Below are 24,982 nucleotides of genomic sequence, written 5' to 3'. Positions count from 1 at the left end.
CAACTAGAGTATAGCATACGGCACGGATAATGTCAAGGGGAAACCAACAAAGGGGGGTGTCCCATTGTCTTTTGATAACTATGTGCTGTCCTTCTTTTGTCTCATTTTTGACGAAAGAAGTGGTATGATTGAACCAAAATATCAATGGTTTTGTCCATGAAGCGCAGCTTTTAGTAACAGAAACAGAGCTTAAAAACGCCTGCGCCTGGTTTTATGCCCGATTTTTGATGGAAGCCCCGGAAACAGACATGCTTAGCCAGGCCAACACCTTACTGGTTCCTAGGAAATATAAATTATTGACCCCTCAAGGTCCCCGAGAAGAGGCTTTGCTCCAGCAAAAAGGCGTTCAGAAAAAAATGCTTTTCAAAGGGCAGATATATGACATCGTGGAAAGATATGCCGATCATTATCGCTTGAACGAGTCCTATGCGCCGCCCGAGGTGATTAAAAGGCTGAACGCCACCATCGACCAATTTGTAGAAACTGCTGCGGATAAAATGACCAATAACGTTTCAAGTTTACTGCTGCGGGGAGTTGCGGTTGAATATTTGGCCTTGGGAATGACGGCGATATTCCGGGTAGAGGAAGAAAAATTCCAGAAAAGGATTGCCGATCAGTACGAAAAGGTCGCTTGGTATCTTTATCTGCAAACCTATGAAAAAGGGGAAAGATTTCTTTTTCAGGCGGAAGAAACGGAGAACACCTGCGAACGCTGTGAGGCTCCGCACCTGAAAGCCTATACCCTGGATGAAATCGTGGAGTTGGATCTGCTACCGCCCCTGCACCCAAACTGTCGCTGCCGGCTGACATGGCTGCCGGAGGCTTTGAGCATTGAAATGACTGGAGACCCGCAAAAAGGGCTTTCTGGGATAGACCGTGCCAAGGAAAACAAACGAACTTATGAAAGGCCCAATAATTTTGAGTACAACTTGACCCATTGGGATGAAGAGGTCAGGGAAACAATCCGCTCTTTTCAGCAAGTACAGCAAAGCCGCAAAGAGGCGGGAGACTGGGCCAATTATTGGACTGTGGGCTTAGTGGAACGTTTTGAGCAGCTAAAGGCCAAAGCAGAACTGACAGGAAAGCCATTTGACAAACTGAATATGATTATGTTAGGGTTGCCCGAAGATACAGCCCGAATGATCGTGGGGGCTATTTTTCCCGAGCGACCCGGTTCCTTTGCCCATATCATGGATATTATTGGGACAGGCTCTTTGGTATACGGCGGGGTCAAAGGAATCAAGTCGCTAAGAGCGGGAAAAGTGTCGGGCATATCCGGAGCGGGGTTTTTGGACGACGGGTTGGACTTAACAGATGACGCGGTGAGACGCGGAGTAACCGGGGCCTTGGATAATGTGGATGACGTGGCGAGATATTCACCGAAAAGCGGTGTTGGGATTGTAGATGATGTGGTTAAGGGGGGAAGTGGAACCAAAGGTGACCAGATTGTATTTGGGAGTGATACTAAATCTGCAACAAAACTAAATAATCAAATGACTAAAAGGGGCTGGACAGAAAATACAGTGAGAGATACTGTAAATCAGCCATATACAACACGAGTAAGTACAAACAAAGCGACCGGAAATCCAGCAACAGTATATTATAATAAATCAGGGGGCTATGTAATAATTGATGATGTAACAAATGCAATTGTTCAAGTGAGTGATAATATCAACCCCTCTACTTGGGCACCAGATCCAAGCATTGTTGATCCGTATTTACCTGATACACCGAAATAAGGAGAATTGAAATGGAGACAAAAAAGATTATAAATATACTAGAAAAAAGCCCAGGAAATTTTTGTAAGAACCAGAATGACATTTATATAAGCCTGGACAATATGCTAACGATACCAAACTTAGTAAAAAAGTCTGGGAAATTACACAGTTTACTTATTACTCCGTATCTTATCAATAGAGATAATCACATGATTTTTGAACTGCATTATTATGAATTTGAAATTGAAGTTTGTGATTTGGAAAAATCATATTTTGTTGATTATCCGAAAGAAAATTTGTTATCTAAAGAACTTATTGATAACTTTAAGCCTAAAGCATTTGTAGCCATAAATGATTTTGCTTTTTATGAAAGGATATTAAATGATTACTTAAAAAATATTCAAATGACTTCTTTCGAAGAAGAGAAAACTCTAGACAGCAGATTAGAAAATTCGATGTTATACTTCCAAGTTTTTTAGAAATTTTTATTTTCCGCCCGGCCTTGCCGGCGATGTCTACCGAGGTTATGCCGCTTTCTGGCATAACCTCTTTAACCCGCACACTTTTCGACCCTGGTAATATCGGCGGATTTGGAGAGAAATGCCTGAGTGAGATGGAGTGACGGCAGTTGGGAGAGATCACCATTGAGAACAAGCCAGCCCAGTTTCACAAGCTGACGAGGAAGGTCAGCCGTTATGTGACGGAAGGAAAGACACCCGTCTATGGGCTGGAAAACGCCTACGGCTATGGCCGCACGTTGGCGGTGTGGCTCCTTGAAAAAGGCTGCATCGTAAAAGACTGCATCGTAAAAGACGTAAACACCGCCCTGTCCTACGCCCAGAGAAAAAGCGTCCCCATGTACCAAAAAAGTGACAGCTACGATGCGGAGGCAGTGGCATTGGTCTTAATCAACAAGCTGCCGGATGCCATCCCGGATGATAAATACTGGACGTTAAGCCAGTTGGTCAATCGGAGGGATAACATCAGCGTCCATCAACAGAGACTAAAGAACCAGCTTCACGAACAGCTTTGCATGGCGTATCCAAGCTACAAGAAGTTCTTCGAGGACATCGGACGCCCAACGCCTTTGTATTTCTTCGGGAGATACCCATCCCCCATACATCTGCATGGAAAATCAGCGGAGGAATTGGCGGGAGAGTTGCGCCCGGTGAGCCATAATAACTGCTCCACCAAACGGGCGGACCGGACACTGGAACTGGTAAAGTCCAGACGGGGAAACCTACCGAGACTGCCAGGAGAGCCGGGATGCCGTCACCAGAGGCCTGGTGGAGGATTTGGAGCACTATACCGTGTTCAGATGAAGGAAGTGGAGGCGGCGATAGAAGCCATGCTTCCAAACTTTAACTGCACCCTGATGACCATGCCGGGAATCGACATAGCAACGGCGGCAAACCTGCTGTCCGAAATCGGAAACATTGACCGATTCCCCAATGCCAACAAGCTGGCGAAATTCGCCGGGATCGCCCCTGTGAACTTTTCCTCGGCGGGAAAAGGGAAGGACGTGTGCCCCAAACAGGGAAACCGGCGGCTCCAGGCCATCTTTTACTTTCTTGCCATCCAGATGGTGCAGGTAGCCTCCAGCGGGACGGCGAGGCATCTCGTGTTCCTGGAGTATTATCTGAGGAAGCAGGAGGAAGGCAAGAACAAACCACAGGCGTTAATCTGCATTGCCAGACGCCTGGTGAATATCGTGTACGGAATGTTAAAGAACCACACTGAATTCCGGGAACCGGAGAGAAGAACAGGGGAAGAAACTGTTTGAAATCGGCTGTCGGAGCATTTATATTGGAGACAAACACAGCGGAGAAGGGATTCCCTTGTTCTTTTTCTGTATTTGAGAATCAGGATTAAAAACTGCCGAAACCAACAAGGCAGGGCGCTTTTTCCAAAGAAGGGAATGGAAAAGGCGTAAAAGGCATGAGGGTTCAGTGTCAATGCCAAGTGGGGAAGTAGGGCTACTGATATAGTTAATAATCCCAAAGAAGTAAATATCCATGGAAAAATTAATAGTGAATTAGATGAGGTTGATTTAGTTAACAAAATAATTTACGAAGATAAATCGGCGACTAATTTATATATGGATAATCCTGACTTCCCGCAGACAGAAGCACAATGGGCTTATAAACAAAATCAAACAGCTTGGGGATGGAATATGCAGAACCCAACTGAAATTATTGTTTTACTTACAGAGTTAAATAATGACTTTAAGAATCTATAATGAATTTTTTATTTTCTGCAATAAAAATGGAGGTAAATCATATGTTTTTTTCACTTAAAGAAAAAAACATAATGGAAAAATTGTTTTTGGCAATTAGTAAAAATAAAGATGATATATATATTTTAACATTGTGCAATGGGGATGTTGTCGAAGCAAAAGTAGATACCTGCTATGAAACAGATAATGGCCTTGAGGACGATGATTCAAATTTTGAGGAGTATTTTGCTTGTGCACTAAAAATATTAAAAATTGTAAATAACAATAGTAAAACGCTTAAAAATGGAGAGTTAATCGAAATTAATTACCATAATTATCCTAAGGAGATAAGAACTTCCAAAGGTGAAATCATTTAATCGCAGACACTGTAGGAGGTATTCCATTGGGCAAGGCCTATCGGAATACCTCCAGTTTTCTGTATACGAAAGGTCAAAGGAATCAAGTCGCTGAGAGCGGGAAAAGTGTCGGGCATATCCGTAGCAGGGTTTTTGGACGTTGCCAATGGCTGAGTCTTTCTCCTAGTAGAGCTAATATAAGGATGATGTTGGTTTTTAAGGAAATAGAAAGGCATATGTGATTTTTGGATATTTTAGATGTTTTGCTTCCTGCAGCCTCTTGCCAAACGATAGGAAAAGTCTTATAATCCATAGTGAAGATTCCTGCTTCGCGGGAAAGGGCAATCTCCCGCGGAATTTGAGAACCTCCCTGAGCGGAGGATATTTGGTGCCCGATGAAACTCTCGCATCTGCTTTGGGAGCGGGGAAGACAGAAAAAGAAAGGCGTATGAAGATATGGGACTGTTTACCAAGGACAAAAACTTTTACCGGCGTTTTTTTGCGCTGACCTTTACTATTGCACTGCAAAATGTAATCGTTTTCGCTGTCAATCTGGCGGATAACGTCATGCTGGGAGCCTACAGCGAGCCATCCCTTTCGGGAGTGGCGCTGGTCAACCAAATTCAATTTTTCCTCCAAATGGTGGTTATGGGCGTCGGGGAAGGAATCGTAGTGCTCAGCTCCCGATGCTGGGGGCGCAAAGATATAGACCCCATCCGCAAAATCGTCAATATCGGCTTAAAGTTCGGCGTCATCTTTGCCGTTATCCTCTGGGCAGTGGTGTTTTTCCTGCCTCATCAGACGCTGGGGCTTCTCACCAACGAAGGGGAAGTCATCACCGAAGGGGTAAAATACCTTCAGATCATCTGCTTTTCCTACGTGTTTTTCGCTATGACGAACGTGCTCCTCTGCTCTTTGAGAAGCGTCGAGACGGTCAAGATCGGCTTTGCGGTGTCCACTTCTACGCTGATTATCAACTGCTGCCTCAACTACTGCCTGATTTACGGCAATTTTGGCGCGCCGGAGTTGGGGGCTAGAGGCGCCGCCGTTGCCACTCTGACTTCCAGGGTAATCGAATTCATCATTGTTCTTTTTTACCTGAAATTCGGGGACAAGAAGATTTGTTTGAAGCTGAGGGACTTCGGAAAGATGGACAAGGCTCTTCTCAGCCAGTATGTGAGGGTGGGGTCTCCTGTCATCGCCTCCAATGCCATGTGGGGCATCGCCCAGGCGATCCAGACCGGTATTTTGGGACATCTGGGTGCTTCAGCCATCGCCGCCAACAGCATCGCCACCACGGTGTTCCAGATATTGTCGGTGGTTTCTTACGGCGCAGCCAGCGCGTCTGGGGTCCTGGTAGGCAAGACCATTGGAGAGGGTAAAATCCATCTCGTCAAGGAGTACGCCAAGACGCTGCAAATTCTGTATCTCATTATCGGTGTGGCGACGGGAGCGCTGCTGTTTTTTTCCAAAGGGTTCATCCTTACCTTCTATCAGATTTCCGAAGCTTCCAAGGCGCTGGCAATCCAGTTTATGAATGTTCTGTCGGTGACAGTGATAGGGACGTCCTATCAAGTGGCGGTGCTCACAGGTATCGTCCGCGGGGGCGGGGATACCAAATTCGTCCTCTACAACGACAGTATCTTTATCTGGCTGGTGGTCATCCCTCTGTCCTGGGCCGCGGCGTTTTGGCTGAAGCTTCCGCCCCTTATCGTTTTTTGCTGCCTCAAGTGCGACCAGATCCTTAAATGCTTTGTAGCGGTCGTTAAGGTGAACTTCTGCAAATGGGTCAAGTCTGTGGACAAAGGGCAGATAGAGCTCAGCGAAGAGTGATTTAGGGATTTATAAAACAGAAAAAAGCGCCCGCCAGGAGCGCTCTAATTTCCATCCGCAGGGCGGTGTGCCGCCCGCAAACGCAGTGACGGAGGAAAAAGGGCTTTCGGCGGGTGCTTTTTTGTTTTCACTACAGGGTTTCGACGAAATCTCGGACGTTTTCCAGCTCTTTGCAGAGGGGTTCACCGATGGTCTTTGACAGAGCCTGGTTCAACACGTCGTAGTTGTTGTCCGCCTGAACGATGGGATCATCGGCATGTTTTTTCAAGCGGTCGATCCGGCTGTTCAGTTCGTCGAGCACCTGCTGCTTGACGTTTTTGCTCATCTAAAATTCCTCTCTTTCAGGGAAAGCATGGCACTGCGGGCAAACGCATTTCCGTGGTGCCGATTGCCTTACTAGTATCCGCTGAATTGAAGGAGTTATGCGAAATTTTTTGCAAAGGCATTCGATTACAAATTGAGCGCTACAATGGCAAGTGTGCCCAAAGCGACGCCGAATTTTTGCTGGATCGACAGCTTTTCTTTATACACAAATAGCGATATGAAAACCGTTGTCACAATACCTCCGGCGGAAATTAAGGGAAACATAACAGACGCCGGCATTTTGAGGGACAGTACCAGCACGAAGAGGTTGACAGCGCCGTTGCCAAGACCACATAAAAGATACCAGAGAAAACCTTGCTTCAGGTTGTTGGCAAGTCGTTTCTTTTCCACAGGCAGTGCAAGCAGGAACATAACAACGGCCGAAATAGTGAGGGCTATCATCATAAATTCATTCTTGTATCGGCCGCCGCAATCGATTTGCTGAACTTTTTGAATGGTGGAGCAGGCGCCATTCCCCACAAAAGCCAGTAAGGCAAACAGGCCCCATTTAAGGGTAATTTCTTTTTTTTCTCCCTTTTTTTCCCAGTTGATGAGAAATAGGGAGACAAGCAGCAGGAAAATTCCGATCAAAAGCCAGATTCCTATTGGTTCATTTAAAAAGAGCAAGCCATAAAATGTGGGAATAATCAGCGAGTAAGAAATGATCAAGGAGGTTAAGGCCAGCGGCCCTTCGGTTATGGCAAGCAGGGTGAATACCATTGCAACGCTGTACGCAATTGCAAAAGCAATCGCATAGATTAAGGCTGTCGAGGAAAATTGAAAACTTCCGCCGGAGACCGCAACGAAAAGTAAGGCAGCAACCAGAGCACTCGCCGCGGAAAAGCTGTAAACGCCGCCTTTTACCCTGATGTTGTAGGCTTTTCTTGCCACCTGCTGCAGCGTCATCCCGAATATAATGACAATCAGTAAAAATGCGTTCATTTTTCCTCCTTATGGATGGAAAAGGATATTTTGACTGCTCCATCTAGTGAGATTTTTTCGTGATTTTCTGAAACTTATATTTATCGTGAGATTCAAAATATCATACTCTTTTCCTTTTGTCAACGCATTTTCCAATCAGGTCATTTTTTAGTGTTTTTTCATCAATAATGAAACAGCCGGCGCTTTTTAGCGACGGCTGTTTCTGCTCCATTATTTAATTTCATCATCCGGTATTCTGGTCAGCTATCCCACCAAATACTGTTCAATACCCTTTTCCTTGAGGGCGGGAATCTGGTCTGCCGAGTCAACGGTGGGAATCAGGTCTTTTGTGGGGGCGGTGATTGCGTCGAGGACAGTCAAATCACTTCCAACAATGGGAGAAGCAGGATAAACGGTGAATTCGTTGGGGTTCACAGTGTAGACCTGTGGGCGTTCACCTTTGTAGCATTCGCCTTTATAGGCCGGAATGACGGGCACATCAAAGGCCTTGGCGGAGTCGGACATACCGGTATAGATTTTCTCAAGGGCTTCTTTCGTAGTCATCGCAGAGGCATTGGGGCCGAGGCCCATGCCCCGCTGGTTTGCGGTATTGGGGTATTGGATGCCGTTTACGACGATGGCTTTGTAGCCGGACTGGGCGATTTCAGTGACGATGGCGTTGAGATAACTGCCGGCCGCTTCCATATAGGGGTTCAGCCAGGATTTTCCCCCTGCGTCAGCAGAATTGTCGAGCCAGGTGACTCCCGGCTGGTTCTGATAGAGGTAAGAAGTAGAGTAAGTGGCGTGAGAGGCGTAATCGTCCTGTAAGGCGTAAATGCGGGCGACAGGCCGCAGGCCGTATCGCTCGATGAGCTCCGCTAATGCCTTCCCATCGATTTGAGTCTCGCTCAAAGCGCCGCTTCTTTGGGCCAGCTCCACCTGGGAGGGGTAGAAAATCCGCCCGGCGGCGTTTTTCAGCTCGACGGTGACGCTGTTATAGAGGGTTTTATCCACCGTTTTGAGGAAGGCCTCGGCCGCGTCCAGGCTTCTCATGCTGTCAGCGGGCAGGAGGATAGAACGAATGTCAGAAGCGGTATTCTGAGGCTCCGGCTGAGATTCCGAGCCTTCCGGCTCGCCGGAGCTGTCCGCCGAACTATCTTCTGAGGGCAGGACCGAACTCTCCGAAGATGAGGGCTCCTTCGGCTTATAGTTGGGGTCATTGAGGCGACTGATAGACTGGGCGACGCTGTATCCCACGAAGATAAGCGCAGCCAGCACCAAAATAAATACCAGCGTCTTGACGATTTTCATCCGCCTGCGCTTGCGGCTCATATATCCGCTGCGGTAATGTTTGATTTTTCTTCTTCTTGCCATACCGGTTCCAATCCTTTCGGGAATGTATTACATAGACAGCTCGTGTCCGATGAGGCCGTGAAAGGCCAGAGAGAGGATACCAATGTAAATGAGGGTGATGGGGAAGCCACGGAACACCCGGGGAATTTTATCGCTGTTTAATCGGTCGAAGCCCAGGGCGATCAGGTAGGAGGCCAGTATGAATCCCACGCCGGTGCCGATGCCAAAGGCCAGATATCCCCAAAAATCCATCTTGGCAGACGCGTTTAAGAGAAGCGCTCCTAAAACCGCGCCGTTAAAGGCTGCTAAATGAATCATGGGACGGATTTTATCGATTTGTTTTTTGAGAAACTTGCTGCAAAAGAGCAGCACCGCCACATACACCGCCCCGACGATGACCACATAGAAGAAAGGCCTAAAGTAAACGGCATACTGAAGGGAATTGATGGGCCTTCTGAAAAAGTATATGATGCAGGACGACAGGGTAGTAATCACCGCCATGATGAGCCCGAAAATACCAAGGTTATACTTTTTTCGGATGACGAACAGAGAGGCGCTGGTGCCCAAAGCCCTGGTGAAGATGATGTTTTGGGCAAAAATGGCCAAAAGGGCGATCTGCCCAGATGCCATTGCGATATTCTTGACATCCATCCAGAAATTATTCATCTGCGGCACCTCCTGTTGTGTCCGTTGGGGCCTCAAAGGCCGGTTCGGAAAAAGATTTTCTGCGGCGGCGTTTCTCCCGGGGTTTGCTGTTCAGGAAAAAAACCAGTTTTTTGACTCCCGCCGCCAGGAATCCCACAAGGATAAAGCCCATGAAGGGGAAAAGGAAGGCTGGGGCCTTGAAAGTGATGCCGGGTACTGCCGCACCCATCAGGGTGCCGCTTCCTAAAAGTTCTCGGATACTCCCCACAACAGTAACAACGAGGAAGAAGCCCGCTGCATTACAAAGAAGCTGCAAAAGCATGTCGGAATATTTCATTTTGTGGAACCGGGATTCGCTTTTCTGGATGATAAGAGAATTTGTGGCTAAGAGGGGCAGATAAATCCCCAAACTCTGGGTGGAGCCGGGAAGCATCTGCTCCACCAGCATGGCCCCAGGGATAAAAATCAGCGAGGCGGTCATGGCGTTGCCAATGACCCGGAAGGTGTAGGGGATGCTCTTTGGGATGAAATAGGAAATGGCGATGGTGAAAAAGGTGATGACGGCAAAAGCCACTCCCAGGCTGAGGGCGTTTTTCAGAGAATTCGCCGCCACGATGACCGGCGCGATGACGAGGCCCCGTTCCAGCACTGGATTGTTTAAAAGCACAGCGTCGAATTTATTCACCGTCGTGCGGTGTTTCTGATAGAGTTTTCGCAGCATTCCGGCACCCCCTTATTTGTCGATGATCTTCTGGAATAGGGCAAAGAGTTTGTTCCAGAGGAAAACGAAGAAACGTCCGATTTGACCGCCCAGCCATTTGAGGATCAGCCAAGCATCCTCACAGAAAGCGCCGCCGTACCGCACAATGTTTGCGGCATAGTCGTCGCATTTGTGGTCGATGGCGTTCATGATGATAATGGCGAAAGGGGTGACCAGTTCAATTTTGCTGATATGCCGGAATAGGACAACGAAAAGCCCCAATATAATACCATAGACCCATTTCCCGGAGGTGGTTTGCAACTCACCGTTGTCCATAGAGGCCACAAACAGCACTGAAAAGAGGAGCACGCCGGAAATCAGCTCCAAAATCAGAGAAGTGGGGAGGCTGGCGTTGACTCTCGGGAGGATCAGCGAAAAGAGTGCCACGATCCCCAAGGTCGCTACAGGGATCTGCCAGATGATGGTTTTCCGGACGATGAGAAAAATGCCGCAGCACAAAAGCACCAGGATGCTGGTGGCGCCCAAGGGGCCGTAGAAATTGCCCAAAAGGGCGTTCAAAAGATCAATGTTTTCAGCGCCGCCGTGCATGAGCCGGTAGGCCGGGGAAGTGCTCAAAGCGAGGTTTTCCACCGTAGCGGAAAGGGGCAGGACGGTGCGGGGGGTGGGGTAGCTCGTCACAACGTCGGTCCAGCAGATGGTGACGAAGGCGAAGGCCGTTAAGGCCGGATTGAACATGGTGTTGTAGTGGCCGCCGAAGGGATGGCGCACCACCGCCATGGCGAATACCGCGCCTACGACGACGAGCCAATAGGGCGCCGAGGCGGGAAGCAGCATGGCGAAGAGGTAGCCGGTGACCAGTGCGGAAAAATCGCCCTTTCGGAAGCGGCGCTCCCCCTGCATCAACAGGCAAAAATAGTCGGTCACAAGGGCTGTGAGGACACTGATGAGGGTGAGGATCAGCACCCTGGGGCCGTAAAAATAAACGCCCATGAACAAAAGGGGTGTGAGAGCGAGGCAGGTATCCAGCGCCTGCCTGCGGAATCGTGCTTCAGAGTTCACCGGTTAACACATCCTTAAAAAAATCATATGATAAAGAAACGAGAAAAGGCGTTTTACGCCTTGTAGTATAGAAGGGAAAGGAGAGATTGGCGCTATGCCACCAATCGCGTATCCATTATGAGAATCGAACCGGAACAAACCGGAAACGTCATTGTTTTCCTCACGGGGGAAGATCTTGCCTACTATGACCTCACCTTCCGTTTGCTGGACGCCAAGGGAATCGCCACACGGCGAATGGCGGCGGAGCTTTTAAGCCGCATCCAAGAGCAGACGGGAATCGATTTCACCAAAACCCGCATCCTCATCGAAGCGTACCCAAACGGGGAGGGCTGCATTTTGCGCATCGGACCGGTGGTACATAAAAACGAACGGAAGAAAAAACGGTACCGGGAGACCTTTCGAAACCCGGTGGCCTTCGATTTCGGGGACAAGGAAACCCTTATCGAGGCGGCCAAAATGTTTCACGACCGTTTTGCCAGAGAGATCCGCCGCAGCGCCCTTTATCGGACGGCAGACGGCTACCGGCTCCTGCTCTATTTCATCATTTCCAACCGACAGCCTACTTTTCTAAAGAAAGAATGCTCCTATTACGCGGGGCAGGGCATCCTTCAAGAGGCTTACGCCATCGAGTACGGAAAGCCCATCGCCTTCTCAAATGCCCTGGAGCTGCTGTCTGGAATGCTGTAAAGCAAACCCCTTCACATGCGCCGGCTTCCTGCAACCAACCGTTTAAGGGGGCCGGCGCCTATTTTTCGAGGAGTTCCAAAGAATCGGATTTTTATAAAAAATCTGGGGCCGTGAGGCTAGAAAAATTGTGTTTTGGGGGATTCGCTGCGGAAACATGAACCGATAAACAAAGCACTTGTATCTCTTTATAGTTGATTACGATGCCGAAAAAGGCTATCTCCTCAGGGAATCTGCCGCCGCTTTGGGGTCGGAAGCACCGAAGAAATAGGAGCCAGCCACCAGCACGTCGGCTCCCGCTTCCCGGCAAAGCTCTGCCGTGCGGGCGTTGATGCCGCCGTCCACGCTGATGGGAAGGTTTGGGGCAAGTTCCCGTATCGCCTTGATTTTCGGCAGGGCGGAGGTGAGAAACGCCTGTCCGCCGAAGCCCGGCTCCACACTCATGATGAGCACTAGGTCCAGTTTAGGGAGCAGGGGAAACAGCACGTCCGCTGGAGTGCCCGGCTTGATGGAAATGCCCGCTTTTTTGCCCAGGGCGTGGATTTTATCGATGGTCGCGTTCGGGTCGGACTGGCTTTCATAATGGAAGGTAATGGCGTCGGCCCCTGCATTGGCGAAAGCCTCAACATAATCGAGGGGGCGTTCGATCATCAGGTGCACGTCGAAAAACAAATCGGTGTGCTTGCGGATAGACGAAATGACCGGCACGCCAAAGGAAATGTTGGGCACAAAAGCGCCGTCCATTACGTCCAGATGGAGCCACTCGGCCCCCGCGTCGGAAACCTTCCGGAGTTCGCCGCTTAAATTAGAAAAATCGGCGGCCAGGAGGGAAGGGGCAATTTTTATCATAAAGAATAATCATTCCTTTCTGGAAGTTGAAGCAGTTTTAGGGTTTGGCCACAGAAACGAAAGGGCGGCAAACCGAATGGGAGGAAAAGCTTCCCAAAAAGTACAGCCAAAAAAGGCCACACGTATAGACACTACTCATTGTAGCCGATTTTGTCAAAAACGTCAATCGCGGGGAGGAAATTAGAGGAAATCTATTTTAAAAGATGTCGAATTATGATATAATACCTTAACAATGATTTTAAATGATTACGGTGGAAAGCATGAGAATTTTAGAAAACAGTCAATACGTTGTGGAGATCCGTTCCGGTATTATTGAATCGTTTTATGATAAACAGGACAGGTCAGGGACAAATTTAGCCGGGGATACCCATTTGTTCGGCAGCGTCGGTTTTACACTATTGACTGATGACATTACAAAGCAGCAAAATAAACCGGATTTTACCCCTTATCTCGATCGGACAAGTATCGGTACAGTCACAGCGGAAAATGATCGGTTGGTTACATGCGCGGACGAGGAAAACGGCATCACCGTTTCGTTTTCGCTGGAGAAAGGGCTCATCATTGAGGCGAGTGCAGAAAATCCCGCCATTTCTCAATTTGGAATCAATCTGGATCTCAATTTTCTCGGCAAACAAGGAACCTTTTATGGAAATCAGATTCTGCCCTCTTCTCCTTATACCTCTATCGACCGTCAGTATACCTATTGCCTGATGCCTCGTCCAAACGGGCGCTTTCTCGTCTGTATTGCCGAGACTGCGTGCGACGGCTTTAAAATTGATTATTCGCCGGAATTTTGCGGGCACTATATTCGCAATTTCAAATTTCTCGCTTCCTTTGACCGGGCGTACGGCGGAAGCGGCCGCAAACACATACGCCTGAATTTGCAGTGCGCATCCGGACTGGACGATGCCTATGAAATCATCCATTCCACTTTAGGCGTGCCTATTTGTTTGGGTGTCGTCGGCGGGAATTTTGCGGGAGAACCTGTGGTCAAGGTGTCGGATGACACCGATTCCGTCGAGGTGCTCTCTCCCAGCAAAAAAAGGCGCTTATTCCCTGTGGGAAAGGACAAAACCTTCCGGCTTGAGCTGACAGAAATTGGATTACATACGGTGATTCCCTATCGTCAGGGGAAAAAAGGGCTGGACGCTCAGATTTGGTATCATCATCAGATGGCCGGTTTATTTGATGCCAGCTGCGCTTCTATCCGGAAGCCTTATCATGTGGATGATAACCTTTGTGAAGGCGGCTGTTTTTTGTGGGCAATGCTTGTGGATATGCGATTGCAGCGGCATCGAAAATTCGACGGCGTTGCCAGAGAAGAATTATCGCAGATTATGGGGAAAAACGGCGCTGATATCCCGAGGAAAACCATTGTCCCCTATAAGACCGAAAAGTTCGAGGCCTTTCACATCTCCCACTCCAATCGGATTCAGGAGCAGTTTTTCGGTGTTTCCATCCTGATGGAGGCCTATAAGCTTTATCAGCAAAACGAATACCTGGAATTTGCCGTCTCCGCACTGATGGAGCTCATACAGAACTGGATCACCGACGAAGGGATGGTCTTTAACGGCGAAGATTACACCACTGTCTGCGCTCCTGTGATTCCTATTGTGGACATGGCTTTGCTCCTTTCGTCTATGGAGGACCCGCGGGGGGAAATCTTTCGGGAAACCGCTATTCGCATTGCGGAATTTCTGCTGAAACGGGGCCTGTCCTTTCCGACGGAAGGTACGGGAGAGGATACCTGTTCCGACGCGGAGGATGGTTCCATTTCCTGTACCGCTCTCTCGGTATTGTATGTATGTGCCAATCTGCAATACGATAAGCGCTATCTTGATTTTGCCTCTGAGGTGCTCAAGCTTCACAGGGCCTTTACGATTTATTCGCCTGACGTACGGATGAACCGTTCTTCTTTCCGATGGTGGGAGACGATTTGGGAAGGCGACGGGCAAGGCCCCGCCATCTGCGCCGGGCACGCGTGGACGATCTGGAAGGCGGAAGCCCTTTATCTTTACGGAATGCTGACAGCGGATGAAGAAGCGTTGATGGATTCCTGGAACGGTTTTATGACCAATTTCGTCAAAACTTCTGAGGATGGGACGATGTATTCCTGCTATGAGGTGGACGACATCCGGGGAGGCGGAGAGCCAATGATCAAGCGCACCTTAACCCAGCTGCAAGGCGAGAATACCGATATTTTGTACAAAGTTGCCCATGGATATCCTCAGCATGCTGATTTTTCCTTATCCCGATATGCCTGGGTGAGAAACGCTTTCTGCTGGCTGCATACGGCGGCCATTTTAGAACAGGATAGGGTGCTGGTGGGAATGAATCTCAGACAGTCCGATGAAGAATGGATAATAGGAGAATGGATTGACTGCCTGTTTCTTGGAAAGATGGATAAACACATCGTCCTCCGCTGTGACCATCCCATTCGCATAGCAGGCGGTAACCGCGTCGAAGTCATAACTGGATCGTCTGTCAACAGTTTGATCCAGCCAATTGACGGGAAGATTGTCATTTCCATACACTAAGAAAATAGAACAGAAAACCGATATCGGAGGTGCCCCATGAGAGACTACCTGAACAAGCGGAAATATACGATTTTAATGGGAGTGATTCTGCTGCTGGCGGCGATCCTCATTGTGGCCTTTTGCCTGCCGTTTAAAGGGGAGGGCGGCGAGGGAAGCCTCCCCACGCTGGAAAGCGTCAGCCTGCCGGAATCGCCTTCCGAGCCGGAGGAGCCGCCTTTTGAACCCATCACCGTCCGTCTCCGGGCGGCGGGGGATAACCTGATCCACAGCTCCATCTACAACCAGGCCAAAGCGCGGGCGAAAGACGGGGGCTACGACTTCGGGTACGCCTACGAGAACATTTCGGGGCTCATCAAGGACTGCGATCTGGCTATGATCAATCAGGAGACGGTCGTCGCGCCCATCTACGAGCCGTCGGATTACCCCTGCTTCAACTCGCCGGTGGAACTTCAGCAGGAGATGTTGGATCTCGGTTTCACCGTTTTCAATCAGGTCAACAACCACGTGCTGGACAAGGGAGAAAAGGGGATTTTGTCGGCGCTGGAGCAGTGGAAAACCCATCCGGAGGCGCTGGTCACCGGGGTCTACGAAAATGAGGCGGATTACGAGAACATCCGGGTCAAGGAAGTAAATGGCCTTACTTTCGCCTTCATTGGCATGACCGAAATGACAAACGGTCTGAGCCTGCCGGAAGGGTCGGAGGTGGTGATCCTCCACACCGCAGAGGAGGAGAAGATCAAGACCCGCATCGAAAAGGCGAAGACGCTGGCCGACGTGGTCGTTGTCAACACCCATTGGGGGCAGGAATACACCCACACGCCCAACGACGGGCAAACCTCCCTAGCTCAGGAGATGGCCGACTGGGGCGCCGACCTCATCGTCGGGCACCATCCCCACGTGCTCCAGCCCATCCAGTGGCTTGACGCTTCCGACGGGCGGAAGGTGCTTTGTGCCTACTCCTTGGGGAACTTCATTTCGGCTCAGGACAAGGGGGCACGGATGATCGGCGGCATCCTCGATGTGACCTTCACGAAGGAAACGGCGGACGCCCATCCGATCATTACCTCCGCGGGGCTCATTCCCATCGTCACCCAGTATGACGGGGGATTTCGGAATATCCGGCTCTATCCGTGGAGCAGTTATACGCCGGAACTGGCCAAAAGCCATGGCGTGCGCAACAACGACTCCAAATTCAGTTACGATTTTATAAAAAATACCCTTGACACCGTCATTGGGGCGGAGTTTTTGGAAGAATAATCGATTTGACAAAATGGCCGTCATCCTTTGGCGGCCATTTTGCGGCTCATGTATTCACAGGAAAGGATAAGGAAATGAAAAAGGTCATCTATGTTTACGGCGCGTCCGGCGCAGGCGTGAGCACCCTTGGAAGGGCCATCGCCGAGAGCTACGGCTATCGTCAGCTGGACACCGACGACTACTTCTGGCTTCCCACCGACCCGCCCTTTGTGAAGAGCCGGGAACGGGCCGAGCGTGTAAGGCTCCTGCGGGCCGATCTGGACGCCGCCGGCGAGGCGGTCATTTCCGGCTCCCTCTATGATTGGGGGGATTGTTTTTTGCCGGAAGTGACGTTGGGGGTCCGTGTAGTCACTCCCACCGAGGTGCGGATTGAGCGGCTCCGCCAGCGGGAATACGCCCGGTTCGGAGAGCGGATCCGGGAGGGCGGCGATATGTACGGAGAGCATTTGGAATTCATCGAGTGGGCAAAGGGCTACGACACGGACGGTCCTGACGTCCGAAGCAAGCTGGGCCACGACCGGCACGAACAGGGGCTTTGCTGCCCCCGGGTCATCGTGGACGGCACAAAGCCTTTGGAGGAAATTTTGGCGCTCATCGACGAATTGGAACCATTTTGAGAAGGAGACGGATATGAAGGACATTTCCATTTGGATGGAGGAACTGAAAGAAAAGCTGCTCGCTCATTTCGGCGGGCGGCTTCGTTATCTGGGCTTGCAGGGGAGCTTTGGGCGGGGAGAGGCCACCCCAAAAAGCGACATCGACGTGATGACAGCGGTGGAAAACCTCTCCATCGCCGATTTAGACGCTTACCGGGATATTGTCGCAACCATGGAGGAAAGCGGGCGGGCTTGCGGCTTTATCTGCGGCTTGGAGGAACTGCAAAACTGGCCCCGGTACGAGCTGTTTCAGGTTATGGCGGACACCCGGGACGTGTACGGCGAGCTAAAAGCCATCCTGCCTGCCTTTTCCGACGAAGACGTCCGGGATTTTGTCCGCATCAACGCCGCGAACCTGTACCACGAGCTGACCCACCGGTATCTCTATGAGGACAGGGAACGGAACATAAAAGCTCTCCCTTTTTGTTACAAAGGGAGCTTTTACATTCTCATGAATCTTCATTACCTGCGGACGGGGGAGGTGCTTTCCACCAAAAAGGCGCTTCTTGGGCAGCTTTCCGGGGACGACCAGGTGGTTTTGGAGACTGCCATGGGGGGAACCCCGGTGACGGAGGAGAATTTTGACGAGAAGTTCGCCCTGCTGCTCCGTTGGTGCAGGAGGCTTTTGCGGGAAATGAGGGAGGAAGGATGAAGATGGAGCAAACGCTCCGGACGGCGGCCCGGCGGCAGCTTGGGGCGGAGCCTCTGAGCCTCACCCCTCTAGGCGGCGGCTTTTACGGGCGGGTGTTTCTGGCGAAGCTGCCCGCCCCGCCCTTTGACGTGGTACTGAAACTCTACCTGAAGCCCCGTCTGGGGGCAAAAGAGCGGCTCCAGCTTTCGGTGCTGGGGTCTTACGGAACCCTTCCCATGCCCAAAACGCTGTTTCTCCACGAGGCCGACGGGGAAGCGCCCTACGACGTGCTGGGGATGGAGTACCTGCCCGGCCTCAACGCCGGAATCACCCACATTCCCGACGAGGACGCCCGGGAGCGGATCGGGGACGAGATCGTCGAAAACCTCGTCGCTTGGCACAGCGTCGTCCACCCCGAGGGATTCGGTGAGCTGGACGGCGATGTTTTCGACCCGGATTGGCAGAGCTGCTACTACCGGAAGGCGGAGAAAATTTTCAGGGAGGCGGAGGAGATGGCCGGGAACGGGAGGCTGACCAATAATATTTACGCCGTCGTCCGGCGGGCCTTTGCCCGCTTTGATGAGATTTTTTTCGAGCCGGTGCCGGGGGCACGGCTGCTCCACGGGGACTACAACACCTGGAACATCCAGCTAAACTCTGAAATGACCCACGCCGCGGCCGCCATCGACCCCTACGGGAGCTGCTGGGGCGACCCGGAAATGGACCTGTACCAGCTCCGAAACGCCAACGGGGAGGATTTTCGTCTAATGGCAAAATACGCACAGCGGATGCCCCTCTCCCGATATTTTCCCCTGAAAGACGCCTTTTACGAGGTGTTCACCGAGATCATGCACTATCACGATTCCGGTGTGGAAGTCGATGCTGTCCGGCTCGGCGGGCAAGCCAACCGGCTTCTCCAACAGTTAAACGCCTTTTCGATCCGTTAAAATTGTGACAGATTCCCTTGATTTTTCACTTTAAAGCAACTATAATAAAAAATAGCTGTTTTACTAGGATAATAGATTGAGATTATCCATGCTATTTTTTGTTACGATCAAGGAAGAAAAAAATAGACATTTTCCCGCAGGGGAGGATGGATTTTTCTTATGGAAGAGGATTGCCTGCAATCCGAACCGAAATAACAAAAAGTGAACCATAGCGATTCAAAGGGAGTATTTTTTATGACAGCATTGAGCAAGCGTGCTTTCCGGGATGAGGAAATTTCTCTCCTGGGCCTTGGATGTATGCGTTTTCCCACGATAAAAGTAGGCTCCGAGGAAATCGACGAGGAAAAGGCCCTCCAGATCGTCGACGATGCCTATCAACACGGCGTCAACTACTTTGACACCGCCCACGGCTACCACGCGGGCCTCTCCGAGCCGTTTATGGGCAAGGCTCTCAAGCGGTATCCCCGAGAGAGCTTTTATTTAGCTACCAAAATGCCGCCTTGGGACCTCCGCACCCCCGAGGATGTGCGGAATATTTTTGAGTCCCAGCTCCAGCGCTGCCAGGTGGATTATTTTGACTTTTACCTCTTTCACGCCCAAAACAAAGAGATGTTCAAGCGGTGCGTGGAGCTGGACGTATACGGCTATCTCCAAAAAATGTGGGAGCAGGGGAAAATCCGGTACCTGGGCTTTTCCTTTCATGATACGCCCTCCGTTCTCCGGCAGATTCTCGACACCTATGAGTGGGATTTTGTCCAGATTCAGCTGAATTATCTCGATTGGGAACTCCAGGACGCAAAAGGACAGTATGAGCTTTTGGCACAGCGGGGTATTCCGGCGATTATCATGGAGCCGGTTCGGGGCGGGGCTTTAGCCGACCTGGGCGAAAAAGCCAACGCTGTCCTGAAACAAGCGGCGCCCGGCCGTTCCATCGCCTCCTGGGCCATCCGGTACGCGGCTCAGCTGCCCAACGTGCTGACGGTTTTGAGCGGTATGTCAAATCTCGAGCAGCTTTCCGACAATATCGGCACCCTGTCGCCGCTGGAGCCTTTCAGCGGCGAAGAGAAAAAGGCGCTTGAGACCGCCCTCGACCTTTACCGCAAAAAGGACATGGTGCCCTGCACCGGCTGCCGGTACTGCATGGACTGCTCCTTCGGGGTGGATATTCCGAAGCTCTTCGGCATCTATAACCGGTACGTTTTTTCCCGGGACGCGGGGAGCTTCCGGGAGGAAATCGCCGGCTGCATTCCCGGGGAACTGCCGGGGAGCTGCCAAAAATGTGGGGCCTGTATGGAGCACTGCCCCCAGCACATCGACATTCCCGGAACTTTAGACAAAATGCGGGAACTCATCGGCAAGCTGGCCTGACGGGCAGCGGGCCGAAAGCGACAACTATGTATATTTTGCGTTTTGCTCGAAATGGAGGAGCGCCCCAAGAAATTGGGGGTTCAACGCCGTTTTAACGTGAAACGCTCTAACACCGAAAGGAATGGAAATACAGATGAACTACAAATTTGCTGACCGGATGGGCAACCTAAAAGCGTCCGCCATCCGTGAAATCCTCAAACACACACAGGACCCGTCGGTGATCCCGTTTGCGGCGGGAAATCCCGCGCCGGAAGCGTTTCCCACAGCGGAAATCGCCCGGATTTCAAATGAGATCCTCCAAAAAAATCCCATCGCTGCTTTACAGTACAGCATCACGGAAGGGTATACTCCTCTGCGGAACACCCTGAAAGAGCAGTATCAAGCGAAGAACATCATGAAGGACGGGGACGACCTCATTATCGTCACCGGTACCCAGCAGGGCCTCGATCTGACCACCCGGGTGCTCGTCAACGAAGGCGACACCGTCATCTGCGAGATGCCCAGCTTCGTGGGAGCCCTGAACGCCTTCAAGGCGGGCGGCGCAAACCTGGTCGGCGTCGAGATGGAGGACGACGGCATTTCCATCGAAAAGCTGGAAAAAGCCCTCCAGGAAAACAAAAACACCAAGTTTTTGTACCTGATTCCCAATTTCCAGAACCCCTCCGGCATCACCATGAGCCTTGAAAAACGCAAGGCGGTCTACGAGATGGCCCTCAAATACGGCGTCATGATTTTTGAGGATAACCCCTACGGAGACCTGCGCTTTACCGGTGAGCATGTGCCCAACATCAAGACGCTGGATACAGAGGGCATCGTCATTTACGCCGGGAGCTTTTCGAAAACATTGTCGCCCGGCATGCGGGTAGCCTTTATTATTGCCAACGCCGCCGTCACCCAGAAAATCGTCGTCGTCAAGCAGACAAACGACGTTCACACCAATATCTGGTCCCAGATGGTATGCGAGCAGTTCATGCGGGAAAACGATTGGGACGCCCACATCGCAAACCTCTGTGAAATCTACCGCAAAAAGGCGAAGCTGATGCTCGACGGCATGGACGCTCATTTCAATCCCATCGTGACACACACTGTTCCCGAAGGCGGCCTCTTCATATGGGGCACCTTGCCCGAGGGCGTCGACATGATGAAATTCTGTACCGAAGCTGTTCAGGAGCACAAGGTAGCCGTTGTCCCCGGTACCGCCTTTATGCCCAATGAAAGCGACGTGACCAGGTCCTTCCGCCTCAATTTCTCGACCCCCACCGATGAGCAGATCGTCCGCGGAATCGAGCTTTTGGGCAAAATGACCTACAATCTGAAATAAGGAGAACCGTTTCATGAGTGAGACTACCACCGAGAGAAAAAAAGTGATTTTAAGCGGCATCCAGCCCACCGGAATCTTCACCCTGGGGAACTACCTGGGGGCCATCAAGACCTGGGGCCAGATGCAGGACGATTATCACTGCTGTTACATGATCGCCGACCTCCACGCCCTCACCGTCCGGCAGGAACCGGCAAAGCTCAGAAAACAGGTGCTGGAGTGCTACGCTTTGCTGCTGGCCTGCGGCGTCGATCCGCAAAAGAGTATCGTCTTTATCCAGAGCCAGGTGCCAGCCCACGCGGAACTGGGCTGGGTGCTTTCCTGCAACACCCAGTTCGGGGAACTTTCCCGGATGACCCAGTTCAAGGATAAATCGGCAAAGCACCCGGAAAACATCAACGCCGGGCTCTTTACCTACCCGTCTTTGATGGCGGCGGACATTCTCGTCTACCAGGCGGACATGGTGCCGGTGGGAGAGGACCAGAAGCAGCACTTAGAGTTGACTAGAGACGTGGCGGGGCGCTTTAACAATGTTTACGGCAATACCTTCCGCATCCCCGAGCCCTATATCGGAAAGCAGGGAGCGAGAATCATGTCCCTTGCCGACCCCACCCGCAAGATGTCCAAATCTGACGAGAACCAGAACGCCACCGTGTCGATTCTCGACAAGTCGGAACAGATCGTCAAGAAGTTCAAACGGGCCGTCACCGACTCCGATATGGAAGTTTGCTATAAAGAGGGCAAGGACGGCATCAACAATCTGATGAGCATCTATTCTGTCGTCACAGGAAAGAATATGGACGAAATCACGGCTGAATTTGCCGGCAAAGGCTACGGCGACTTCAAAGTGGCCGTCGGTGAGGCGGTCGCCGAAGAGCTGCGGCCTGTCCGGGAGGAGTTCGACCGGCTCATGGCCGACAAGGCGTATCTTGAACAGTGCTACCGGGAAGGGGCCGAGAAGGCGTCCCGGATCGCCAACCGCACCATGGAAAAGGTCAAACGCAAAGTGGGCCTCATTGGCTGAGAATAACGATAGAAAAAGAGCAGGTCGTGAGACCTGCTCTTTTTTGTGGACGAGAAAATCGAAAAAGCTGGAAAGGGGTTTCATTCACGCTTCCACTATATTCATTTGTAAAGTGTATTTCTGCCATACCTGTGGTAGTTTTTGTCTGATAAACATCGCATAGGAACAATCGGGTTGCTTAGCCATATCTTTTTCTTGCAGGTATGAAACCAATTGGGAATACCACCAATTCAGTTCTTGTTCCGTTTTGTCGGTAAAATGCCCAATCTGCATTTTTCCCTCTTTTACAGCTTCCATGAACCAATCGTAGGCGTTTATTATTCTCGTACATCCTGTTACCGGAATTGGCTGCGCCGCTAATCTTGCACAGGGGATATTTTTCAGAGGGATTACTTGGCTATCATCGGCTGTAATTTCATAAATATATCCGCTGACGCCCTCAGATACCTCTTTTAAGGCATTCGGATACAGTTCATGATAAATGGGAACTGCGCTGTTTTGTGCAAATCCGTATGGAAACCAATAATAGGGCCTTTCCACACCATTGCATAAATAGAAAGCAGCGACTACTTCTATGGCGGTCATATAGACATAAGGGCGGTCGTGATCCGCTTGTTTCGGTTCTAAAACGGTAATATTACCGATGCTGCTTCCATGAAATAATTTCATATCCTGCCTCCAGCGGCCCTGCCGATTTGTTTTCGGATGCTCATTCAGTAACCATATATTTTTAGGAGTCCCTGATGTACCACACTTCCTTGGCTCCGTAGAAAGAAAAAGCGGGTCGCATGGTAAGGGCGGTTTTGTCCTCACTGAGTTTAATTTTGTACTCTTTGCCGTCGATTTCCACTGTTTCCGGCGAGGTGACAGTGTATGGCTTTTGGGAAAGCACATACTCCGTGCGGTAAAAGGGGCTTTTCTGATAGGTTTCCACCACTCCGTCCTCAAAGCGGAGGGCGATGGTGTAGGGCGTGCGATCATTACTTTCCCTCCGGCTTAAACCGAGCGCTAGTGACGCTTCCAGCGCCTTGGTGTCGGCCATCCGGAAGAAAAACGGCGCTCCGCACCCCAAGGCCAGTACAGCGACCAGCAACAGTGCGGCGATCCGGCGGTTTCGCTTTCGCTCAACAGCCAGATAGACGGGCGGCGGGACGATTTTCGTCCGGTGTTTCGCTGTTTCCGGTTGGTGGTGGACGGTGTCCGGTGCCTGAGAGATCATTGTCAGCGATGCGGTCTTGTCCTGGAAAGAGTGGGAAGGTGACGGCGCGCCGGGGGACAGCAGAAAAATTTTTTTCAGAAGGGCCGCCGTGTTCCCACGCTTTTTGGACGGGGCTTTTCCGCGCTCGTCCGAAAGACTGGTTTTTTCCTCCTGGGACGGGAGGTCAGAAACTCTGACCGGCACCTCCCCGTAGGAAAAACCTTCGGCGGATGAAAGAGGGGAAGTCCCCCGCCATCTTTTTCGCCGTGAAGCTGGGGAGGTTTTTTGTTCCGCATTTTCCGGCGGCAGGGAAGGTTCTTCGTCTAACGGCACCTCCTCTGGAAGCGGTTCTTCGCCAGCAGAAGGCTCGGCATAAATCGGTTCGTCTTCCGCCGTTACGGGGAACGGTTTTGATTCCTTCAAAGGGGGCTCTTCGCCGAGGGAAGGCTCTATGAAAGCTTCCTGTTTTGCAGGCCCGGCCGATGCCCCGCCTGTTTTAGGGATCAGCGGTTCCAAATCGGATTCCTCTAGATAGGATACCTCCACCGCTGCCAGCAGGCTCTCTTCCAGGTCAGACTCGTCTACCACTGGCGGCGCGATGACGGTGATGACCGGTTCTTCAGCCAGACGGTGGGCACACTTGGGGCAAAACTTCCAGTTCTTCGGGACAGAAGCGCCGCAGTGGGGGCAAATGATAATTTTTTCTTCCATAGCGGCCTCCTTCCCATTCTGTTTTATGATTGTGCAGCCAGTATAACATCGCTTCAAACCTTTTAGCTTGATATGCCGTCAGGCGGCATATCTCCGGCAGAGCCGGAGAAGGCTATATTGCAAGAAAAAGCATCCGCCGCTTTTACGGCGGGGTGCCGCGCTTTGCGCGGTGCGCATGGCTTTGCCTTGCGCGTTGCTTTTTATTATAATATAGCCGCAAGCCCAGAGGGCTTGCATACTGCCTGTCGGCATATCTCCGGCAGAGCCGGAGAAGGCTATATTGCAAGAAAAAGCATCCGCCGCTTTTACGGCGGGGTGCCGCGCTTTGCGCGGTGCGCATGGCTTTGCCTTGCGCGTTGCTTTTTATTATAATATAGCCGCAAGCCCAGAGGGCTTGCATACTGCCTGTCGGCATATCTCCGGCAGAGCCGGAGAAGGCTATATTGCAAGAAAAAGCATCCGCCGCTTTTACGGCGGGGTGCCGCGCTTTGCGCGGTGCGCATGGCTTTGCCTTGCGCGTTGCTTTTTATTATAACACAAAATTTTTACCAAATAAAGGGCTTAGAAAAAATTTTGTACAAAATGGAGAAAACTCTTTAAAGCACTGGGATTCAACCA

23 protein-coding genes are annotated in these 24,982 nt (G+C 50.9%); 14 read left to right on the top strand and 9 right to left on the bottom strand.

Translation table 11 applies throughout. The features are described 5' to 3' along the window. Positions 1 to 128: 128 nt before the first annotated feature. The 5 genes from H8710_RS05805 (at position 129) to H8710_RS05785 (ending at position 6,122) form a co-directional block, all read left to right on the top strand. Positions 129 to 1,739, top strand: a complete 1,611-nt coding sequence (locus H8710_RS05805; protein WP_249294473.1) for a colicin E5-related ribonuclease — start codon at positions 129 to 131, stop codon at positions 1,737 to 1,739. Between the two features lie 11 nt (positions 1,740 to 1,750). After that, positions 1,751 to 2,197, top strand: a complete 447-nt coding sequence (locus tag H8710_RS05800; RefSeq protein ID WP_249294472.1) for a hypothetical protein — start codon at positions 1,751 to 1,753, stop codon at positions 2,195 to 2,197. A gap of 149 nt (positions 2,198 to 2,346) precedes the next feature. Beyond that, positions 2,347 to 3,501: an IS110 family RNA-guided transposase gene (locus H8710_RS05795; protein WP_249294471.1), complete on the top strand. Its 1,155-nt coding sequence runs from the start codon at positions 2,347 to 2,349 to the stop codon at positions 3,499 to 3,501. Positions 3,502 to 3,998: 497 nt separating this feature from the next. Continuing rightward, complete coding sequence (locus H8710_RS05790; protein ID WP_249294470.1) at positions 3,999 to 4,310, top strand: hypothetical protein; 312 nt, start codon at positions 3,999 to 4,001, stop codon at positions 4,308 to 4,310. Between the two features lie 435 nt (positions 4,311 to 4,745). Then, positions 4,746 to 6,122, top strand: a complete 1,377-nt coding sequence (locus H8710_RS05785) for an MATE family efflux transporter (protein ID WP_249294469.1) — start codon at positions 4,746 to 4,748, stop codon at positions 6,120 to 6,122. Between the two features lie 130 nt (positions 6,123 to 6,252). On the opposite strand, the gene H8710_RS05780 is transcribed toward H8710_RS05785, so the two are convergent. From H8710_RS05780 to H8710_RS05755, 6 genes are all read right to left on the bottom strand, one after another. Further along, positions 6,253 to 6,447: a hypothetical protein gene (locus H8710_RS05780; RefSeq protein ID WP_249294468.1), complete on the bottom strand. Its 195-nt coding sequence runs from the start codon at positions 6,445 to 6,447 to the stop codon at positions 6,253 to 6,255. Positions 6,448 to 6,572: 125 nt separating this feature from the next. Further along, positions 6,573 to 7,427: an EamA family transporter gene (locus H8710_RS05775; protein WP_249294467.1), complete on the bottom strand. Its 855-nt coding sequence runs from the start codon at positions 7,425 to 7,427 to the stop codon at positions 6,573 to 6,575. Between the two features lie 243 nt (positions 7,428 to 7,670). Beyond that, entirely contained in the window at positions 7,671 to 8,780 is a 1,110-nt protein-coding gene (locus H8710_RS05770) for a putative glycoside hydrolase (protein ID WP_249294466.1), read from the bottom strand. A 27-nt stretch (positions 8,781 to 8,807) separates the two neighbouring features. Further along, entirely contained in the window at positions 8,808 to 9,425 is a 618-nt protein-coding gene (locus H8710_RS05765; protein WP_249294465.1) for an Rnf-Nqr domain containing protein, read from the bottom strand. After that, positions 9,418 to 10,125: an Rnf-Nqr domain containing protein gene (locus H8710_RS05760; protein WP_249294464.1), complete on the bottom strand. Its 708-nt coding sequence runs from the start codon at positions 10,123 to 10,125 to the stop codon at positions 9,418 to 9,420. Before H8710_RS05760 ends, H8710_RS05765 begins: the two co-directional genes overlap by 8 nt. A 12-nt stretch (positions 10,126 to 10,137) precedes the next feature. Beyond that, positions 10,138 to 11,184 (bottom strand): RnfABCDGE type electron transport complex subunit D, encoded by a 1,047-nt coding sequence (locus H8710_RS05755; RefSeq protein ID WP_249294463.1) that lies wholly within the window; start codon positions 11,182 to 11,184, stop codon positions 10,138 to 10,140. 117 nt (positions 11,185 to 11,301) lie between these two features. On the opposite strand from H8710_RS05755, the gene H8710_RS05750 reads away from it, so the two are divergent. Beyond that, a complete protein-coding gene (locus tag H8710_RS05750) occupies positions 11,302 to 11,871 on the top strand; it encodes an adaptor protein MecA (RefSeq protein WP_249294462.1) in 570 nt (189 codons plus the stop codon). A 213-nt stretch (positions 11,872 to 12,084) separates the two neighbouring features. On the opposite strand, the gene rpe is transcribed toward H8710_RS05750, so the two are convergent. Next, positions 12,085 to 12,717 (bottom strand): ribulose-phosphate 3-epimerase, encoded by a 633-nt coding sequence (rpe, locus tag H8710_RS05745; RefSeq protein ID WP_249294461.1) that lies wholly within the window; start codon positions 12,715 to 12,717, stop codon positions 12,085 to 12,087. A 260-nt stretch (positions 12,718 to 12,977) separates the two neighbouring features. Here rpe and H8710_RS05740 point away from each other — a divergent pair, with 260 nt between their 5' ends. The 8 genes from H8710_RS05740 (at position 12,978) to trpS (ending at position 22,455) form a co-directional block, all read left to right on the top strand. After that, positions 12,978 to 15,254, top strand: a complete 2,277-nt coding sequence (locus tag H8710_RS05740; RefSeq protein ID WP_249294460.1) for a hypothetical protein — start codon at positions 12,978 to 12,980, stop codon at positions 15,252 to 15,254. A gap of 36 nt (positions 15,255 to 15,290) precedes the next feature. Then, positions 15,291 to 16,511: a CapA family protein gene (locus tag H8710_RS05735; protein ID WP_249294459.1), complete on the top strand. Its 1,221-nt coding sequence runs from the start codon at positions 15,291 to 15,293 to the stop codon at positions 16,509 to 16,511. A 74-nt stretch (positions 16,512 to 16,585) separates the two neighbouring features. Continuing rightward, on the top strand, positions 16,586 to 17,128 hold the full coding sequence (locus H8710_RS05730; RefSeq protein WP_249294458.1) for an AAA family ATPase: 543 nt from the start codon (positions 16,586 to 16,588) through the stop codon (positions 17,126 to 17,128). Positions 17,129 to 17,141: 13 nt separating this feature from the next. Further along, positions 17,142 to 17,819: a nucleotidyltransferase domain-containing protein gene (locus tag H8710_RS05725; protein WP_249294457.1), complete on the top strand. Its 678-nt coding sequence runs from the start codon at positions 17,142 to 17,144 to the stop codon at positions 17,817 to 17,819. 2 nt (positions 17,820 to 17,821) lie between these two features. Continuing rightward, complete coding sequence (locus H8710_RS05720; protein WP_249294456.1) at positions 17,822 to 18,745, top strand: phosphotransferase family protein; 924 nt, start codon at positions 17,822 to 17,824, stop codon at positions 18,743 to 18,745. Between the two features lie 234 nt (positions 18,746 to 18,979). After that, positions 18,980 to 20,113 (top strand): aldo/keto reductase, encoded by a 1,134-nt coding sequence (locus H8710_RS05715; protein ID WP_249294455.1) that lies wholly within the window; start codon positions 18,980 to 18,982, stop codon positions 20,111 to 20,113. A 133-nt stretch (positions 20,114 to 20,246) separates the two neighbouring features. Beyond that, positions 20,247 to 21,434 (top strand): aminotransferase-like domain-containing protein, encoded by a 1,188-nt coding sequence (locus H8710_RS05710; protein ID WP_249294454.1) that lies wholly within the window; start codon positions 20,247 to 20,249, stop codon positions 21,432 to 21,434. Between the two features lie 13 nt (positions 21,435 to 21,447). Continuing rightward, complete coding sequence (gene trpS, locus H8710_RS05705; protein WP_249294453.1) at positions 21,448 to 22,455, top strand: tryptophan--tRNA ligase; 1,008 nt, start codon at positions 21,448 to 21,450, stop codon at positions 22,453 to 22,455. Positions 22,456 to 22,539: 84 nt separating this feature from the next. On the opposite strand, the gene H8710_RS05700 is transcribed toward trpS, so the two are convergent. Continuing rightward, positions 22,540 to 23,124 (bottom strand): hypothetical protein, encoded by a 585-nt coding sequence (locus H8710_RS05700; protein ID WP_249294452.1) that lies wholly within the window; start codon positions 23,122 to 23,124, stop codon positions 22,540 to 22,542. 61 nt (positions 23,125 to 23,185) lie between these two features. Then, positions 23,186 to 24,364, bottom strand: coding sequence for a zinc ribbon domain-containing protein (locus H8710_RS05695; RefSeq protein WP_249294451.1), 1,179 nt, complete (start codon positions 24,362 to 24,364; stop codon positions 23,186 to 23,188). Between the last annotated feature and the right edge of the window lie 618 nt (positions 24,365 to 24,982).

It is taken from the genome of Fumia xinanensis (assembly GCF_014384905.1).
GTDB lineage: Bacteria > Bacillota > Clostridia > Oscillospirales > Ruminococcaceae > Fumia > Fumia xinanensis.
Note: the sequence above shows the minus strand (reverse complement) of the source record. Positions and strands in the feature narration are given on the sequence as shown.